The sequence below is a fragment of the Pantoea sp. PNT03 genome (assembly GCF_014852515.1).
GTDB lineage: Bacteria > Pseudomonadota > Gammaproteobacteria > Enterobacterales > Enterobacteriaceae > Pantoea > Pantoea leporis.
Genome location: NZ_JACVBT010000005.1, coordinates 65,420 through 82,908 on the forward strand (window position 1 = coordinate 65,420; position 17,489 = coordinate 82,908).

Genomic DNA, 17,489 nt, shown 5'->3' on the forward strand with positions numbered 1-17,489 from the left:
GTGCATTTTGGGATTGTGCTTGCTGTCCCCGGTCTGTGCTCGCTGTCCGTCCAGGTTTGTGCTCGCTTTCCCCGGTCTGTGCTCGCTGTCCCCCTCCTCGGTCCTCCCCCATAAATGGGGGAGGAAGATGCTGCCATATGTCAGTGATGAAGCTGCATGTGGCAGCGTCTCCTTCCCCCACTTGTGGGGGAAGGCCGGGATGGGGGACAGCAGGCACAATCACAATCACAATCACAATCACCCCAAGACCTTATACATCACCGTAGTCGCATCCAGCACACCTTCGGTTGACTCGGCATACAGCGGAATTGAACCAGCAATCTGCCAATCCATCGACAAATAGAGATCCGTTGCCACGTCGCCGCTGCGCGTATCCAGCACCAGCAGGGTTTTTCCCTGCTGTGCCGCCAGCTGTTCCGCCTGCTGCATCAGGCGGCGCGCGATGCCCTGACGTCTGGCGCGGGGATGCACCAGCAGCTTACTGATCTCCGCCCGATGGCGACCGTTCGGCATTGCGCTGAATCCCACCATCACCGTCGCCACAATCACGCCCTGCTGATACGCCACCAGCAGCTGATTGTCGCCGCTCGCCAGGCTGTAAATTTTGTCCTGCCAGAAGCGCTCAATGGCCGCGCGATCGTCCGCATCAATAAAGCCCACGCTGGCGCCATCGGCGACGCAGCCCTGCAGCACATCACACAATGCCGCCAGCAGCGGCTGCGCCTGGGTGGCGCTGAGAGGTTCGATGTCAATCATGGTTTGCATACCACCAAAATGTAGCGCGCGCCGCCTTCTGCATGGGCGGCAAACGCGGATTTGCCGGTGAGATGAAAGCGCAGACAGTCGCCTGCCTGCAGCGTCCAGTGCTGATCGTCCATGCTGATCGTCAGCTCGCCCGATTGCAGCCAGATGTGCTGCTCCAGTCCCTGAATCGGCGGCGCATCGTAATCGATGCGCGCGCCAGGACGCAGCACACCTTCCACCACTTCCGCTTTAAAGTGGCTGGCGGGCGGTGATACGTTGCGGCGCTGGAAGCCGCTGACGTCATCGCGCCATACCGGCTGTTGCGCCGCTTTCAGCAGCAGCGCGGCCTCCTCTTCCACCTCGCTCAGCAGGCGCGACATGGTCAAGCCGTAGGCCACGCAAAGGCGGTTAAGCAAAGCGGCTGTGGGGCTCGTTTCGGCGCGTTCAATGCGCGACAACGACGCCCGACTGATGCCGGTCGCCATCGCCAATTCATCTAATGACCAACCGCGTTGTACGCGTAATTCAGCCAGTCGCGCCGCCAGTCGATCGTCGGTATCCGAAGCAGACATCTTCACCTCTCATATACGGGAAATAAATCTCACTTATGAGATATGACCTTAAATAAATAAAGCGGTCAAGTTGTACAATTAAAAAATCATTGTACAACCCAGTCGTGGGGGTTAAGGTGTTGTTATGCAGGTCAGAATTTTTGAGGACTTTATGGCCTTATACAGTATCGGGGATGTGGCCGAACGCTGTGGAATCAACCCGGTAACGCTTCGCGCCTGGCAGCGACGTTACGGTCTGTTAAAACCCCAGCGTACCGAAGGTGGTCATAGGCAGTTTGATGATGAAGATGTTCAGCGTATCGAAGAGATAAAGCGCTGGATAGAGAGCGGCGTGCCTGTTGGCAAAGTGAAAGCGTTGCTGGAAGGCGCCACGGTCAATGTGGATGACGGTTGGTCGGCGCTGCAGGAAGAATTGATGAGCGTACTGCGCCACGTTCGCCCGGCGAAATTGCGCGTTAAAATTGCCAATATTGGCCGGGAACATCCGGTGGATGCGTTAATCGATCACGTGTTCGTGCCGGTTCGCCAGCGTCTTGGTTTAGATCAGAACACCGCGCGCACCATGTGCAGTCTGCTTGATGGCGCGCTAATTGATTATGTGGCGTTTTGTCTGGCCTGTGGACGTAAAAAAGCCGGTAAAGATGCCTTGATGCTGGGTTGGGCGGTGGAAGATCGTACCCGCATCTGGCTGGAAGCCTGGCGTTTGTCGCAGCAAGGCTGGCGCATGGATGTGCTGGCGGAGCCTCTGGACATGCCGCGCCCTGAGTTATTCCCCGGACAAAACCTGTTTATCTGGACCGGCAAAAAGCCGACGCGTCGTCAGGTCGAGCAGTTTGAACACTGGCAGGCGCAGGGTTTTGCCATTCACCTGCACGATCCCGCATAAGTAAAATCGCACACACGGCCTTTGCCTGGCGTGGTGTGCGCGTTATCATGCCGCCCTAAATTTCTTTTCTCAGGTCTCCTCATGAACTGGAATAAACTCCTTATCGGTTCCCTGTTTGCCATCATGGCGCTTGGCGGCATGGGTGGCATGATGCTGGTCGGCTACAGCCTCATTGTGCATACCCACTAAGTTTGCGCTGCACGCGCTCTAGCAGGCGATCGCAAATCAACGCCAGCAGCGCCACCAGCAGCGCGCCCTGAATCACATAGGCGGTGTTAAAGCCGCTAAGACCGATAATCACCGGCGATCCCAGACTCTCCGCGCCCACCGTGGAGGCGATAGTTGCCGTGCCGATGTTGATCATCACCGAGGTTCGCACGCCCGCCATGATCACCGGTGCCGCCAGCGCCAGCTCAATCTGCCACAAGCGTCGCCACGGCCCCATGCCGAGGCCGACCGCGATTTCACGATTGCTGGCCGGTACGCTATCTAAACCTGCCAGCGTGCCCTGCAAAATCGGTAGCAAGCCGTAGAGAAACAGCGCCATTACCGCGGGCGTGGCACCAAACCCCATCACTGGCACCGCAATCGCTAACACCGCAACCGGCGGAAAGGTTTGCCCGGCCGCCGCCACGGTTTCCAGCAGCGGACGAAAGGCGCGCCCGGCGTGACGCGTAGCAAACACCGCACAGGCAACGCCGACCAGCAACGCCAGCAGGCTGCCGCTGACCACCAACGCCAGATGCGCCAGCGCCAGCCGCCAGAAACTCTCCTGCTGATACAGCGGACGCTCGAGCTGTGGAAACCAGTGAGCAAACAGCGGACCGCTGTGCGGCAAGCCCCACAGCAGCAGCAGAAAGGCCGCCAGCAGCCAGTAGAGCGGATCGCGTAACAGCCGCATCAGCTCGCCTCCCGCTGGCGCAGCAGATCGCTGAAGTGCAGCACGCCCAGCGGCTGTTGCTGCTGATCGATCACCGGCAATTTATCGGTGCGGCGCGCAATAAATTGCGACAGCGCTTCACGCAGCGTCAGCGATTCGGCAATCGGTTCGGCGTCCAGCCATTCACCGCGTCGCGCCGCGCTGCCCGCACGTCCCAGCGCCAGCAAACGCACGCCGAGCTCGCTGCGACCAAAGAACTCGCGGGCAAAGTCGTTCACCGGCTGCGTCAGCAGATCGATTGGCCTGCCCTGCTGCACGATTTCGCCGCCGTCCATCAGCACCAGCTGATCGGCCAGCGTCAGCGCTTCGTCGATGTCGTGCGTCACCAGCACCACGGTGCGACCGGACATTTTCTGAATGCGCAGCATCTCGTGTTGCAACGCCAGACGGTTAACCGGATCGAGCGCGCCGAAAGGTTCATCCATCAGCAGCAACTCGGGATCGGCCGCCAGCGCACGCGCCACGCCGACGCGCTGCTGCTGTCCGCCCGACAGCTGATGCGGCATGCGCGTCGCCAGATGGCTGTCGAGATTGAGCAGCACCAGCAGCTCCTCGACGCGTTGTTTGATCTTCGCCTGCGGCCAACCGAGCAGCGAGGGCACGGTGCCGATGTTCTTCGCTACGTTCCAGTGCGGAAACAGGCCAATCGACTGAATGGCATAACCGATGCGGCGGCGCAACGCGCGCGCATCCATGGTTTCGATGGCTTCTCCGGCAAAACGGATTTCACCGCTGTCGTGCTCCACCAGCCGGTTGATCATCTTCAGCGTGGTCGACTTGCCCGAACCTGAGGTGCCAATCAGCACGGTAAAACTGCCCTTCTCAATCTTCAGCGACAGGTTACGTATCGCCTCTTTGCCAGCGAACACTTTGCTCACCTGGTGAAATTTAATCATGACGTCTCTCCAGCAGTGCCGACAGTAAACGCAGCAGCGCATCAAAAATCACCGCCAGCGCCACCACCGGAATCACGCCCAGCAGCACCAGATCCAGCGCGCTGCTCAGCAATCCCTGAAAAACAATGGCGCCGAATCCGCCCGCCCCAATCAGCGCCGCGACAACCGCCAGGCCCACGGTTTGCACCACTACCACGCGCAGCCCGGAGAGCCACACCGGCAGCGCCAGCGGCAGTTCGGCGTGCCAGAACTGTTGCCACGCGCTCATGCCCATGCCGCGCGCGGTTTCACGCACTTCCTGCGGCACCTGCTGCAAACCGGCCACCACGCTGCGCACCAGCGGCAGCAGCGCGTAGAGCACCAGCGCAATCAAGGCCGGCGCAATACCGATGCCGCTGATGCCCCAACGGGCCAGCAGCGGAAAATGCGCCACCAATCCCGCCAGCGGCGCAATCAGTAAACCGAACAGCGCCACCGACGGCACCGTTTGAATCAGGTTAAGCACGCTAAATGCGGCATTCTGCCAGCGCGGACGCCGCGCAATCGCCAGCCCGAGCGGCAATCCGATGATTACCGTCGGCAGCAGCGTGCCGCCCAGCAGCCACAAATGCTGCGTGAAGGCCGCATCAAACACCGCCGTGCGGTTGGCGTACTCTTTCAAAAGCGAGAGACGATCAAGATGACCGCTGAGTAACAGCGCCAGCGGCAGCAGCCAGATTTGCAGGTTTAGCACAATGCGCCACGGGGTACTGCGGGTGATTTGCCGGACCGCTTCCGCCGCCAGCAGCAGCGCCAGCGCCGCCGCACACCACAAGCCGCTGCCAAACGCGGTGCGCGCCAGCGGACTACCGCTGTTCGCCAGTTGCGTGGCCTGTTGTCCGGCCAGCCAGATGAGTAAGGCCAGCAGCACTTCCGCCGCCAGCAGCACCGATATCGCGTGAATGCGGCGCGGCGGCCACCACAAGCTCTGCCACAGCCACAGCAACGGGATGAACAGCAGTATGCTGTTGGTCACCTGCCATAACGTCAGCGGCTGGCCAGAGACCAGCCGATTGGCGGCAAAGCTCAATAGCGGCAAGGCAAACAGCGCCAGCGTGATAAGCGCGATTAACACCAGCAGCACCGGCTGCTGGCGCGGTCGGAATAACAACGACGACACTGCTTACAGCAACTTATTGGTCTGTAGCCACTGTTTCGCGACCTGGCTGGCATCCTGACCATCCACCGCGATCTGCGCATTCAGCTGCTGCAGGGTTTTCTCATCCAGCTTGCTGAAGACCGGCTGCAGCCAGTTGCCGATGTCGGGATATTGCTTGAGCACGCTTTCGCGGATCACCGGCGCAGGGGCATAAATCGGCTGCACGCCTTTCGGATCGCTCAGCGTCTGCAGGCCTAATGCCGCCACCGGACCGTCGGTGCCGTAGGCCATCGCCGCGTTCACGCCAGAGGTTTGCTGCGCCGCCGCTTTGATGGTCACGGCGGTGTCGCCACCGGCCAGCGACAGCAGCTGCGCCTGTTCCAGTTTGAAGTTGTAAGCTTTTTCAAACGCCGGTAACGCATCGCTGCGTTCGATAAATTCCGCCGAGGCAGCCAGTTTGAAAGTGCCGCCTTTTTTCAGGTAAGCGCTGAGATCGTCCAGCGTGTTGAGGTTGTTCTTCTGCGCCACGTCGCCGCGCACCGCAATCGTCCAGGTATTGTTAGCTGGCGCGGGCGTCAGCCACACCAGATGATTTTTCTCGGCGTCGAGTTTTTTCACCTTCTCGTAGCCCTGCTGGGCGTTCTTCCACGCTGTGTCTTTCTCATCGTTGAAGAAGAATGCGCCGTTGCCGGTGTATTCCGGGTAGATATCCAGCTCACCGGCGGTGATCGCGCCGCGCACCACTTGCGTGGTACCGAGCTGGATTTTATTGACGGTTTTTACCCCATGTTTGTCCAGCACCTGCAGAATAATGTTGCCGAGTAGCGAGCCTTCGGTATCAATTTTGGAACCGACTTTCACCGGATCCGCCGCCTGCGCTGCACCCACGCTCATTGCCAATGCCATCATTCCCAATAAACCCTGCTTTATCATCCCGCTTCCCTCATTTGTTTTCATTGTGTGACTATCAAGCGTAGCCTGGCGAATGGGGATAGGCGCGGTCAAGCGGCTTACTTCGTGCTTTTTTTGCTATCAATTGCCTATCGGTTATAACCAAAACGCAGCACATATAACCAATTGGAATTTTCGATGTTAAGACGGCGGCTTATGCTCACCGTCCCACTCATTACAATAAATTACAAAACATCATGACCGACTTAGCTTCTCCGGCGCACGTCGCGCAGGCAGGGAATGCCCCCATCGGTGAGACCAAATGGATCCGCAGCGCGGCCGATGTCTCCGGGCTGGTGAACAACAGCACCGAATCACGCAGCAACGCGCGCATCGTCATCGCCATTGCGCTGGGCGGCGTGTTCCTTGACGCCTACGATCTCGGCGCATTGGCGTTTGGCATCAAAGACGTGACGCGCGAGTTCCAGCTGACGCCCGCAGGCACCGGCATGGTGGCATCGGCGATTACCTTTGGTGCGATTGTCGGGGCGCTGATTGGCGGCTACCTCACCGACAAAATAGGTCGCTATCGCGTGTTTATGGCCGACATGTTTTTCTTCGTGGTGGCAGCGTTAGCCTGTGCGTTCGCGCCAAACGAATATGTGCTGGCCGGTGCGCGCTTTGTGATGGGCCTCGGCGTCGGGATTGACTTACCGGTGGCGATGGCGTTTCTCGCCGAGTTTTCGAAGCTGCGCGGGCAAGGCAATAAGGCCGCCAGCGTGGCGATGTGGTGTCCGACATGGTACGCGGCGATCAGTATTTCCTACCTGCTGGTCCTGCTGCTGTATGCGGTGTTGCCCGAAAGCCACACCGATTGGCTGTGGCGTTTGATTCTGGGTTTTGGTGCGGTGCCTGCGCTGCTGATCATCGCTATTCGCAGCCGTTACATGAGTGAGTCGCCGATTTGGGCAGCCAATCAGGGCAACCTCACAGGCGCGGCGGAGATTCTGCGCAACTCTTACAACATCAACGCGCAGGTGGCGGATGACGCCGATCTGACGCCGCAGAAAGCGGTACGTAAAGCCAGCTGGCGCAACTACGGCGCGCTGCTGCATGGCGTCTATCGTCGTCGTACCATTCTGGCAACCGTCACCTCCATCGCCTCGTCGTTTGCCTATAACGCGGTGGCGTTTGGCCTGCCGGTGATTATCTCCAGCTTCTTTGCGCAATCGATGCTGACCACCATTCTGGTGTCGCTGGCGCTGAATCTGCTGTTTGCTTTTGTCGGCGGCTTGCTGGCGGTGCGGCTGGTGCCGCGTCTCGGCGCGTGGAAGATGTCGGTGGCCGGTTACGCTTGTCAGTGCGTGGCGCTGCTGGGATTGGCGTTGATTGGTCGTCCGGAAGGCGGCGAACAGGCGGCGGTGGCGATTGCCATGCTGGCGCTGTTCCTGTTTGGTCAGGGCTTTGGTCCCGGCTCGCACACCATGACATTTGCCTCGCTAAGCTATCCGGCTTCGCTGCGCGGCGTGGGCGTCGGCTTCAATCAGACGCTGATGCGCGGCAGTTCCACCGTGTCGCTGTTCGCCTTCCCGCTGCTGGTGGCGGCGTTTGGTACCGGCGTGTTCTGGGTGATTTTCCTTGCACCGCTGATTGGCTTACTGGCGCTATTGGCGATTCGCTGGGAGCCGTCGGGTTACGACGTGGATGCGGAAGATTTTCAGTGATGGATTAACAGAGGTCGCCATAAATGGCGACCTTCGTCTTTAAGCCGTCAGGCGAAACTCGCCCAGCGTGTTGGGAATGCGCGGGAAGGTATGCAAAAACCACGGCGTGAACTGCGCCGGATTCTCCTGCATCTCCTGCTGAATCTGCGCAATCGAGCGATAGCACCATGCATCCGCCTCCTCCGGGTTGAGGACCGGCTGCTCATCGCTGATGGCGAAGAACACGTGGCCATATTCATGCTCGGTCAAGCCGTTACTCAGCGGCAGGTTGTAGCTCAGCTCAAACACCGGCGTTAACGCAACATTCATGCCCATCTCTTCACGCAAACGGCGCTCGGCGGCATCGCGCGTGGATTCCTGCGGATAGGGATGACTGCAGCAGGTGTTACTCCACAATCCACCACAGTGATATTTGCTGCTGGCACGGCGTTGCAACAGCACTTCATGGCGCGAATTGAACACGTAAACCGTTACCGCGCGATGCAGCAATCCTTTTTCATGCACTTCCAGCTTTTCCATTTTGCCGATAGGGCGATCGAGGTGGTCAACGAGAATAACTTCAATGGCGGGCATGACAACTCCTTCGGAAAATTCGCAGCTATTGTACACAACCTCCAAAGGGTTGATGGAGGAAATAGCGCACATTCCGTGCGTTAACGTGGGCACATTAAAGCGTAGCAGCCTGCGGAGAATTCAGCATAAAAAAGCGGGGAATGGCGTTAATAGAGAAGATGTGTGCGGTGTGTGAGAAGGTCGCCATGCATGGCGACCGACTCCACAAAACTTACAGCTTAAAGCTTTGTACCACCTGCTCCAGCTGCACGCTTTGCTGCTGCATCGACTGCGCGGCGGCTGAAACCTGCTCGACGAGCGCGGCGTTCTGCTGAGTGCTGCCGTCCAGCTGGGTAATCGCCACGTTAACCTGATCGATGCCCATGCTCTGCTCGCGGCTCGCTGACATGATTTCGCTCATCAGCGTGGTCACGCTGCTGACGCCCTGCATCAGCTCATCCATGGTTTGCCCGGCCTGCTCCACCAGTTGGCTGCCGGTATCAATATTCGCCACCGACTCCTCAATCAGCTTCTTAATTTCACGCGCCGAGTTAGCCGAGCGCTGTGCCAGGTTGCGCACTTCCGAGGCCACCACGGCAAAACCGCGCCCCTGTTCACCGGCGCGCGCCGCCTCTACCGCGGCGTTCAGCGCCAGGATGTTGGTCTGGAAGGCGATGCTGTCGATGACGCTGATGATATCAACCACTTTGCGCGAAGAGTGATTAATCGCGCCCATGGTGGTGACCACCTGACGCACCACTTCGGTACCGCGTGCCGCAACCTGCGACGCGCCATCCGCCAGCTGATTCGCATGCGTGGCGTTATCGGCGTTCTGACGTACGGTGCCGGTTAGCTCTTCCATCGATGCCGCCGTTTCGACAATCGAACTGGCCTGCGATTCGGTACGCGCTGAGAGATCGGCGTTGCCACTGGCGATTTCACGCGAAGCCGCCGTAATCGCCAGCGCGCTGTCGCCCACCTGACGCATCAGGCCTTGCAGATAGGCGATGAACTGGTTGAAGCTCTGCGCCACGGCGTTGAATTCCGGGCTGTTGCTGGCGGGCAGACGCTGCGTCAAATCGGCACCGCCGGTCGATAAGGCTTCAATGTTGCTGTTCAGCACCGCGAGGCGTTTCATCATGGCGCGCACAAAGCCCAGCAGCACCAACAGCAGGATCACCGCCAGCGGAATCTGCACCAGACCCAGACGCGTCAACATGCTGTGAGTTTGCGCATCCAGCAAGCTCGACGGCACATCGCTGGCGAGATACCACGGGCTACCGGCAATCGCCTGCACAAACAGCGTGTGTTCGCCATCTTCACCTGCAAAGGTGGTTTGCGCGGGCTGGCTGCCCGCCTGCGCCAGCAGACCTTTTAACGCGGACGCCATCGGCAGCTGGGTATCGGCGAGGTTTTCCAGCTTCGGCGCACCATCCACCAGCGCGGCGTTACCGACCACTTTGCCGTCGGCTTCAACGATCAGTACGCGGCCCTGAATCGCCTCACCCATCTGTTTTGCCAGTTGGTTGAAGAAGCCGAGCGTCACGTCAATGGTCGCCACGCCCCATACGGTGCCATCGCGATAGATCGCCATCGCGCAGTTGGTACGTGGCTGCGGGCTGGCAGCATCCTGATAGGCTTTTGCCCATGCGCACTGGCCCTTCGGCGCGCTCAAACCATCTTTGTACCAGGATTGCTCCCAGTATTTGTCGGCGGCGTCCGAGTTCCAGTAAGTGTTGACCTGCAGCTGGTTACTGGCGTTGCGCGCAAAGAACGAACTGTCTTTCTCTTTGGCCGGATCGCGACGGTTCGGTAACGGCCAGATGCCACCGCCGAACACGTTGCTGTCCTGATATTGGTTAACTAAGGCGGGCAGCAAGGTATCAATTGCTGCGCTGTCCATCACGCCTGCGGCTTCGGTAATGGCGCGCTGCTGTGCCTGTACGCGGTTCATCTGCTCGACGATGCGTCCGGCCAGGCCGTCCACTTCGTAACGTACCAGACGACTTTCATTTTCGGAGAGTTGCGGAGCGATAAACTGATTAATTACCAGCACGGTAACCAGCATCAGACCGGCAAAAAAGGCGACCAGCGTCGCGGTGAAACGGGATTGTGTTGTTTTGAACATTATGTGTGCCCTTACCCTGGTTGGCGAGTTGCCTGATCGAGGTTAACGGCGTGTTAATGGGGAACTTGAGGTGAGCGCGATCACAAAGCAGTGAAATAGTTGATTTGGGTGATAATTTAAAATCGTAGGGTCGGCATTGATGCCGACCTGATTTACGGAGCGGGAGTTTCAACCACTTCCTGGCGCGGCCGGAACACATGATTATTGCCGTCCGCCAGCAAACGTTGCAGCAGCTGCTGCCCACCGCGATCGTCAGCCTGCGCAAACTGGCGTTCGGCTTCAGTAATTGGCGTGGACCACAGCAGATTCACGCGATCGCCATCGCGTTTCGGCAGGCGGAATTGCGCCGCTTCGGGAGCGAGATCGTTGGCCAGCAGGAAGCTTTCAAAGCCAACCGGCGCCACTTCCGACGCCAGCGTATGCCCTTCGCCAATCCAGGTCAGGCGCGCCCACGGCAGATGGGCAAACTCAGCCAGCGCGCTCGCCATCTGCACCGCATTGGCTTCGGTCATCACTTCACCGTCCACCGCCATCGCCAGCTCGACGCGGCGATACTGCGGCGCCAGCTCGTCAAACAGGTGATCCACCTGCGGCATCGGACGGATCCCCATGCCAAGCGTCAGGAAATACCAAACGCCATTGTGCAAGTGCTGCGAAATCGCCATTGGCGGCCAGTTGCCTTGATCGATGGAGTAATATTTTACCGATTCGCCAAACTGCGCCTGATAACACTGCATCAGCTCGCGCTGCACCACATCCCACAAGTGTCCGTCGTGCCAGTCACGCCAGAAGTGACGCTGCTGTTCAGCGCGCGCGTAGTAATCGTTGGTGGAGGCCGATCCCAGCGGTGCGGTCAGGCGATTCTCTTTGATGCAGGCAGCAGAAAAACTCACCTGCTTATCCTGATACAGGCTCCAGCCAGGGATCACCGCCAGCAGCTGGCCGTAATACCACAGCGCGGCGCCGTCGTCGCTGGGCTCCCACAGCACCTGTAAGCCGGCGGGATCGAGCATCGGCTCGGCTTCCAGCGTGCGGCAATACTCGGCACTCAGCAGCGGCGCGATGCCCTGCTCCATCGCTTCACGATCTTCCTGCGCGGGCGCAGGCAGCAGGTTACGCAGCCAGCAGCCGCGCACCGCGTATTGGCTGCGAAACAGGTCATTCGGCCAGATATAAAAATAGGCCGTACGCGCATCCTGCTCGACGATCGCGGTTAGTGTGTGTTGCTGATTCGGCACCTCAGCAATCAGAGGTTGGTGGGTCATAACGCCTCGATATTACCTGGAGGAATCCATTTTCCCCGAGAATAGAGTAGGATCGGCACTCGTGCCATGTGACACAAGGGTAAAACTCTCAAAGTGCCAGACGGGAAAGATGAGTGCGGCTTATCAATTGCCGCTTAACACGCTGACAAGCTTCAGATTAATTTGCGATTCTTTTACCATTTCGCGTGATATGGTTTGCGCATTCACCTCTTTGGAGCTGCCATCATGGTGCTGCAAAACCTCGATCTGAACCTGCGTGACGTGGTTATTTTCGCGATGTTGGTGTGGCTGTTTATCCGTTATACATGGGTGATGACGTCGCTGACGCTATTGCTAGGCGGCGTGGCGTTGCTGGTGTTATTACCGCTTGATATCTATTACAGCCTGCTGCCGCTGGCGCTGATTGGCCTCGGACTTGGCATGATGCTGCACCATTATCAGCAACGTCAGCAGGCACTAAAACGTGAAGCGCGCACACCGCGCACCTACACGCAGAAAGAGGATGAGCTACATTTGTAACGCTTAGCGGCCCATGCGCTGCATGGCGCGGGTATAAGCGCCGCGCTGAATCGACCAGCGCAGCAGCCCGGCAATCACCGCCATTTCCCGATCCACGCGCCACTGCGTCAGCGGCCCAACCGGCTGCTGAATCTGCTGTTGTGCCCAGTCAGGCAACAATCCCATTCCCGCTTTCAGCATCACGCGCATTGCCGGTTTCGCCTGCCAGCTAGGTGCAGGCGCGTTAATCAGCAATTGCATCACCTCCAGCGTGCGCGCATCACAGAGCAACTCGGGCCGCATCATCTGTAGATGCGCCTCAACCGCCTGCACGCTTTTCGGCACCCGCTGTGCGCCAAGCGCCTCGGCAACTAATGCCGCTTCTTGATAGTAACGATCCTGATCGGCCAGGCTGAGCTGCGGATTTTTGTAGCGCAGATGCGCCGCCAGAAAACGGCTGGTTTCCGCAACGTGTACCCAGGTAAGCAGATGCGGATCGCTGGCGGCATACGGCTTGCCCGCGTTATCGACGCCGGTGACGCGCAGGTGAATCCGTTTGACGCGGTCGATAAGGATGTTGGCATCGGCGGTGTTACCGAAGGTGGTGACGGCGATAAACTGGCTGGTGCGACGCAGGCGGCCCATCATGTCCTGCCGGAAATTGGAGTGATCCCACACGCCCGCCAGCGCCGCCGGATGCAGCATCTGCAGCATTAAGGCGCTGATACCGCCGCACAGCATCGAGGGGAAGTCGCCATGGACGCGCCAGATTACGTGGTCCGGGCCAAATAAGCCGGGATCGCCAGGCGGTTGCGAAATGTCGAATTCGTTGAGTGACAGGCCGTTGAGGCGGAATACTTGCTGTTGGATGCGTTCGCGGATGTTCATGGGTTTGTGCGCTCATTGGCCTGGTCGACATGAATGCCGACCCTACAAATCACCGAAGCATAACATGTAGGGTCAGCATTCATGCTGACCGAGCGAAAGAGCGCAACAATCTTACTTACAGATAATCAAACTGCGCATCCTGAGTGCGCACTGAATCCAGTCCAATCATCACGTTGAATTTGCCTGGCTCGGCAACCTGCTGCATCTTCTGGTTCCAGAATTTCAGCGCATCAACGTCGATCTTAAACTTCACGGTCTGCGATTCACCGGCTTTCAGCATGATGCGCTGGAAGCCGCGCAGCTCCTGCACCGGACGGCTAATGCTGGCGACCGGATCGTTGAGATAGAGCTGCACCACGGTTGCACCATCGCGTTTACCGCTATTGGTCACGGTCACTGACGCTTCCACCGAGCCGTTACGCGGCATAGTGCGTGACGACATCTTCACCGGCGACACCGTGAAGGTGGTGTAGCTCAGGCCGTAACCAAACGGATAAAGCGGACCGTTCACCGCATCGTAGTAGTGCGAGGTGTACTTGTTCGGCTTGGCGAAGTTGTAGGGACGACCGGTTGGCAAGTGGTTGTAATAAATCGGAATCTGGCCCACCGAACGCGGGAAGGAGACCGGCAGCTTGCCCGACGGGTTGTAATCGCCGAACAGCACATCGGCGATCGCGTTGCCGCCTTCAGTACCGCTAAACCAGGTTTCCAGCATCGCATCGGCTTGCTGATCTTCCTTCACCACCGTCAGCGGACGGCCGTTCATCAGCACGATCACCAGCGGTTTGCCGGTGGCCTTCAGTGCGGCCAGCAGCTTCTGCTGACTTTCCGGGATCACCAAATCGCTGCGGCTGGAGGCTTCATGCGCCATGCCCTGCGCTTCACCCACGGCAGCCACCACCACATCAGCTTTTTTCGCCTGCGCTACCGCTTCGTCAATCAGCTCCTGCGGTGAACGCTTGTCCACGCTGACCGCCTGCTCATACAGATTGAGGAAGTCCTGAATGCCTTTGTTGTCGGTGATGTTAGCGCCTTTGGCGTACAGCACCGTGCCTTTGCCCGCCATCGCATTGCGCACGCCTTGCAGCAGCGGAATCGACTGTTTCGCCACGCCGGCGGCCGACCAGCTGCCCATGATGTCGCGCTGGCTATCCGCTAGCGGACCCACCAACGCAATGGTGGCGTCTTTCTTCAGCGGCAGCGTTTCGCGCCAGTTTTTCAGCAGCACAATGCTTTTACGCGCCACGTCACGCGCTTCGGCGCGATGCAAACGGCTTTCCGCATTGGTGTCCTGCGGATCACTCTCTTTCGGCCCTAAATGACTGTAAGGATCGTTAAACAAGCCCATGTCATATTTGACGTTCAGCACATGGCGCGCGGCATCGTCCACTTCCGCCATGCTCACCGCGCCGCTCTTCACCAGGCCCGGCAGATATTTGCTGTAGTACTCGTCGCTCATGCTCATGTCGATGCCTGATTTCATCGCAATGCGCACCGCATCCTGTGGATCGCTGGCTACGCCGTGTTTAATCAGTTCTTTAATCGCACCGTGATCGCTAATGGTGATGCCTTTGAACTTCCAGTCGCCGCGCAGGATGTCTTTCAGCAGCCAACTGTCTGCCGTGGCCGGTGTGCCATTCAATGAGTTAAGCGCCACCATTACGCCACCGCTGCCCGCATCCAATGAGGCTTTATACGGCGGCAGATAATCCTGGAACAGGCGCTGCGGGCTCATGTCGACGGTGTTGTAATCTCGTCCACCTTCCACTGCGCCGTAGGCCGCGAAGTGCTTCACGCTGGTCATGATCGAGTAGCGATCCGCCGCGCTTTTGCCCTGCATGGCTTTCACCATGCTGCTGCCCATTTGCGCGCTGAGGAAGGTGTCTTCACCAAAGCCTTCCGAGCCGCGTCCCCAACGGGGTTCGCGGGACACATCAACCATCGGCGCCCACGTCATGTTGAGGCCGTCATCCGCGGCTTCATAAGCAGAGACGCGTCCCACCTCAGCGATGGCATCCAGATCCCAGCTTGCCGCCAGGCCGAGGGGAATCGGGAAAATGGTGCGCTGACCGTGCACCACGTCATAGGCGAAGAACAGCGGAATTTTCAGGCGGCTGAGCTGCATCACCTGATCCTGCATGGCGCGAATATCCTGACGCGTCACGGTGTTAAAAATTGCCCCGACCTGACCGTGCTGAATCATGTCGCGAATCGCCGATTTTGGCGTATCCGGTCCTACGCTGATCAAACGCATCTGCCCGATTTTTTCATCAAGGGTCATTTTGCTGAGCAGCTGATTCACAAAGGCGTCGCGCGCCTGTTCAGTCATCGGATGTGGGCCAAACAGATCGTCCGCGAAAGCGGGTTGCATGGCTAAGGAGACAGCGAGGCTAACAGAGTAAATCCATTTCATCAGGTCGGGTTCTCTTAAGTGACTGCGCAATATCGAAATAACCGGGGCAGTTTGCCACAAGATGAGGATAGCAGGTAGCCGCCATGTCACACCGCGCTCCTGTCGCTGGCGCATGCTACAGTAAAAGCGCCATGTTAAAGACAAGGATAGGCCAATGAATAACAACACTTCGCACCCTACTCTGCTCGCCGAACTGCGTCGTCTGGTCGGATCGTCGAACCTGTTAACCGACGCGGAACAGACCGCGCGCTACCGTAAAGGTTTTCGCTCGGGCGAAGGCGAAGCTCTGGCGGTGATTTTCCCCGGTTCGCTGCTTGAGCTGTGGCGTGCGTTGCAGGCGCTGGTGAGCGCCGATGCGATCATTTTGATGCAGGCCGCCAACACCGGCCTGACCGAAGGTTCCACGCCAAACGGCAACGATTACGATCGTCCAGTGGTGATCATCAGCACCTTGCGTCTGGATAAGTTGCAGCTGATCGACAACGGCAAACAGATCCTCGCCTTCCCCGGCAGCACGCTGTATCAGCTGGAAAAAGCGCTAAAACCGCTTGGCCGCGAGCCGCATTCGGTGATTGGTTCCTCCTGCATTGGCGCCTCGGTAATGGGCGGGATTTGCAATAACTCGGGCGGATCGCTGATCAAACGCGGTCCGGCCTACAGCGAAATGGCGCTGTTTGCGCAGATTGATGCCAGCGGCAAACTCAAGCTGGTGAACCATCTCGGCATCGATCTCGGCCATTCGCCGGAAGAGATGTTGGGTCGGCTGGATGACGATCGCTGGCAGCAGAGCGATGTGCGCTGGGATGAACGTCACGCCTCGGATCATGAATATGCCGACCGCGTGCGCGATATCCATGCAGAGACGCCAGCGCGCTTTAACGCCGATGAGCGTCGCCTGTTTGAAGCCTCCGGCTGCGCCGGTAAGCTGGCGGTGTTTGCCGTGCGTCTGAATACTTTCCCCACCGAACCGCAGCAGCAGGTGTTCTACATCGGCACCAATAATCCGGCGGAACTGGGCGATATTCGCCGCCATATACTGGCGGAATTTACCCATCTGCCGGTGGCGGGCGAATATATGCACCGCGACATTTTCGACATCGCCGAGGTGTACGGCAAAGATACCTTCGTGATGATTGATAAACTCGGCACCGACAAAATGCCGCTGTTTTTCACCCTGAAAGGCCGCGTGGATGCCTGGCTGGGCAAGCTGAGCTGGGTGAAACCGCATCTCACCGATCATTTATTGCAGCGCATCAGCAGCTGGTTACCGGCGCATCTGCCTAAACGCCTGAAGCAGTATCGCGACAAATATGAGCATCACCTGATGCTGAAGATGTCCGGCGACGGCGTTGCCGAAGCGCAGGCCTATCTGACCGAATATTTCCGCGAAGGCGGCGGCGCGTTCTTCGCCTGTGACGCCAAAGAGGGCGCGCACGCGTTCCTGCATCGCTTTGCCGCCGCCGGTGCTGCGGTGCGCTATCACGCGGTGCATGCCGATGAAGTGGAAGATATTCTGGCGCTGGATATCGCGCTGCGTCGTAATGATGAAGCGTGGTTTGAACGACTGCCGCCCGAGTTCGATAACGATCTGATCCACCGTCTCTACTACGGCCACTTCTTCTGCCACGTCTTCCATCAGGATTACATCGTGAAAAAAGGCGTGGATGCGCATGCGTTAAAAGAGAAGATGCTGGCGATTTTAGCCGCGCGCGGCGCCGAGTATCCGGCCGAGCATAACGTGGGCCATCTGTATCAGGCGAAACCGCAGCTGCAGGCGTTTTATCAGCAGCTCGATCCCACCAACAGTTTTAATCCAGGAATTGGGAAAACCAGTAAGCAGAAGGGTTGGGCGGTCATAAAATAAACAACGATGTGGCCGTGTGTTAGGCCCCATCTTTTCCGATCCGTAGCGGCGCAATTAATTGCGTTGTTTTGACCTTTTCATCGCGGTCAA

Annotated in this window: 15 protein-coding genes; 4 read left to right on the forward strand and 11 right to left on the reverse strand. The window is 58.5% G+C overall.

Going from position 1 to position 17,489, the window contains the following annotated elements:
• Nucleotides 1–237 precede the first annotated feature (237 nt).
• Both IB226_RS17525 and IB226_RS17530 read right to left on the reverse strand, forming a co-directional pair.
• Nucleotides 238–756, reverse strand: coding sequence for a GNAT family N-acetyltransferase (locus IB226_RS17525; RefSeq protein ID WP_192236583.1), 519 nt, complete (start codon nt 754–756; stop codon nt 238–240).
• On the reverse strand, nt 753–1,316 hold the full coding sequence (locus IB226_RS17530) for a helix-turn-helix domain-containing protein (RefSeq protein WP_192236584.1): 564 nt from the start codon (nt 1,314–1,316) through the stop codon (nt 753–755). Before IB226_RS17530 ends, IB226_RS17525 begins: the two co-directional genes overlap by 4 nt.
• A 151-nt stretch (nt 1,317–1,467) precedes the next feature.
• On the opposite strand from IB226_RS17530, the gene IB226_RS17535 reads away from it, so the two are divergent.
• Entirely contained in the window at nt 1,468–2,202 is a 735-nt protein-coding gene (locus IB226_RS17535; RefSeq protein ID WP_101763312.1) for a MerR family transcriptional regulator, read from the forward strand.
• A 169-nt stretch (nt 2,203–2,371) separates the two neighbouring features.
• Here the strand turns inward: IB226_RS17535 and IB226_RS17540 are convergent, their stop codons facing one another.
• Genes IB226_RS17540 through IB226_RS17555 form a run of 4 tightly spaced genes read right to left on the reverse strand, consistent with a single transcriptional unit; the run spans nt 2,372 to nt 6,109 of the window.
• Nucleotides 2,372–3,103, reverse strand: a complete 732-nt coding sequence (locus IB226_RS17540) for an ABC transporter permease (protein ID WP_110865787.1) — start codon at nt 3,101–3,103, stop codon at nt 2,372–2,374.
• Nucleotides 3,103–4,038: an ABC transporter ATP-binding protein gene (locus IB226_RS17545; protein ID WP_192236585.1), complete on the reverse strand. Its 936-nt coding sequence runs from the start codon at nt 4,036–4,038 to the stop codon at nt 3,103–3,105. The genes IB226_RS17540 and IB226_RS17545 overlap by 1 nt, the downstream gene beginning before the upstream one ends.
• Nucleotides 4,031–5,197, reverse strand: a complete 1,167-nt coding sequence (locus IB226_RS17550; protein WP_101763147.1) for an ABC transporter permease — start codon at nt 5,195–5,197, stop codon at nt 4,031–4,033. The genes IB226_RS17545 and IB226_RS17550 overlap by 8 nt, the downstream gene beginning before the upstream one ends.
• A gap of 3 nt (nt 5,198–5,200) precedes the next feature.
• On the reverse strand, nt 5,201–6,109 hold the full coding sequence (locus IB226_RS17555; RefSeq protein WP_192236586.1) for an ABC transporter substrate-binding protein: 909 nt from the start codon (nt 6,107–6,109) through the stop codon (nt 5,201–5,203).
• 215 nt (nt 6,110–6,324) lie between these two features.
• Here IB226_RS17555 and IB226_RS17560 point away from each other — a divergent pair, with 215 nt between their 5' ends.
• Nucleotides 6,325–7,791 carry an MFS transporter gene (locus IB226_RS17560; RefSeq protein WP_192236587.1) on the forward strand — a complete coding sequence of 489 codons (1,467 nt, stop codon included), beginning with the start codon at nt 6,325–6,327 and terminating at the stop codon, nt 7,789–7,791.
• Nucleotides 7,792–7,830: 39 nt separating this feature from the next.
• Here the strand turns inward: IB226_RS17560 and idi are convergent, their stop codons facing one another.
• From idi to IB226_RS17575, 3 genes are all read right to left on the reverse strand, one after another.
• A complete protein-coding gene (gene idi / locus IB226_RS17565) occupies nt 7,831–8,364 on the reverse strand; it encodes an isopentenyl-diphosphate Delta-isomerase (RefSeq protein ID WP_192236588.1) in 534 nt (177 codons plus the stop codon).
• Between the two features lie 211 nt (nt 8,365–8,575).
• Nucleotides 8,576–10,471: a methyl-accepting chemotaxis protein gene (locus tag IB226_RS17570; protein ID WP_192236589.1), complete on the reverse strand. Its 1,896-nt coding sequence runs from the start codon at nt 10,469–10,471 to the stop codon at nt 8,576–8,578.
• A 152-nt stretch (nt 10,472–10,623) separates the two neighbouring features.
• Nucleotides 10,624–11,736, reverse strand: coding sequence for a suppressor of fused domain protein (locus tag IB226_RS17575; protein WP_008102641.1), 1,113 nt, complete (start codon nt 11,734–11,736; stop codon nt 10,624–10,626).
• Nucleotides 11,737–11,961: 225 nt separating this feature from the next.
• Between IB226_RS17575 and IB226_RS17580 the strand changes: the two genes are divergently transcribed.
• Entirely contained in the window at nt 11,962–12,255 is a 294-nt protein-coding gene (locus IB226_RS17580) for a hypothetical protein (RefSeq protein ID WP_110865780.1), read from the forward strand.
• A 3-nt stretch (nt 12,256–12,258) separates the two neighbouring features.
• On the opposite strand, the gene IB226_RS17585 is transcribed toward IB226_RS17580, so the two are convergent.
• Entirely contained in the window at nt 12,259–13,122 is an 864-nt protein-coding gene (locus IB226_RS17585; protein WP_192236590.1) for an oxygenase MpaB family protein, read from the reverse strand.
• A gap of 115 nt (nt 13,123–13,237) precedes the next feature.
• Nucleotides 13,238–15,535, reverse strand: a complete 2,298-nt coding sequence (bglX, locus tag IB226_RS17590) for a beta-glucosidase BglX (RefSeq protein WP_192236591.1) — start codon at nt 15,533–15,535, stop codon at nt 13,238–13,240.
• 154 nt (nt 15,536–15,689) lie between these two features.
• Between bglX and dld the strand changes: the two genes are divergently transcribed.
• Nucleotides 15,690–17,399, forward strand: coding sequence for a D-lactate dehydrogenase (dld, locus tag IB226_RS17595; protein WP_192236592.1), 1,710 nt, complete (start codon nt 15,690–15,692; stop codon nt 17,397–17,399).
• Nucleotides 17,400–17,489 lie beyond the last annotated feature (90 nt).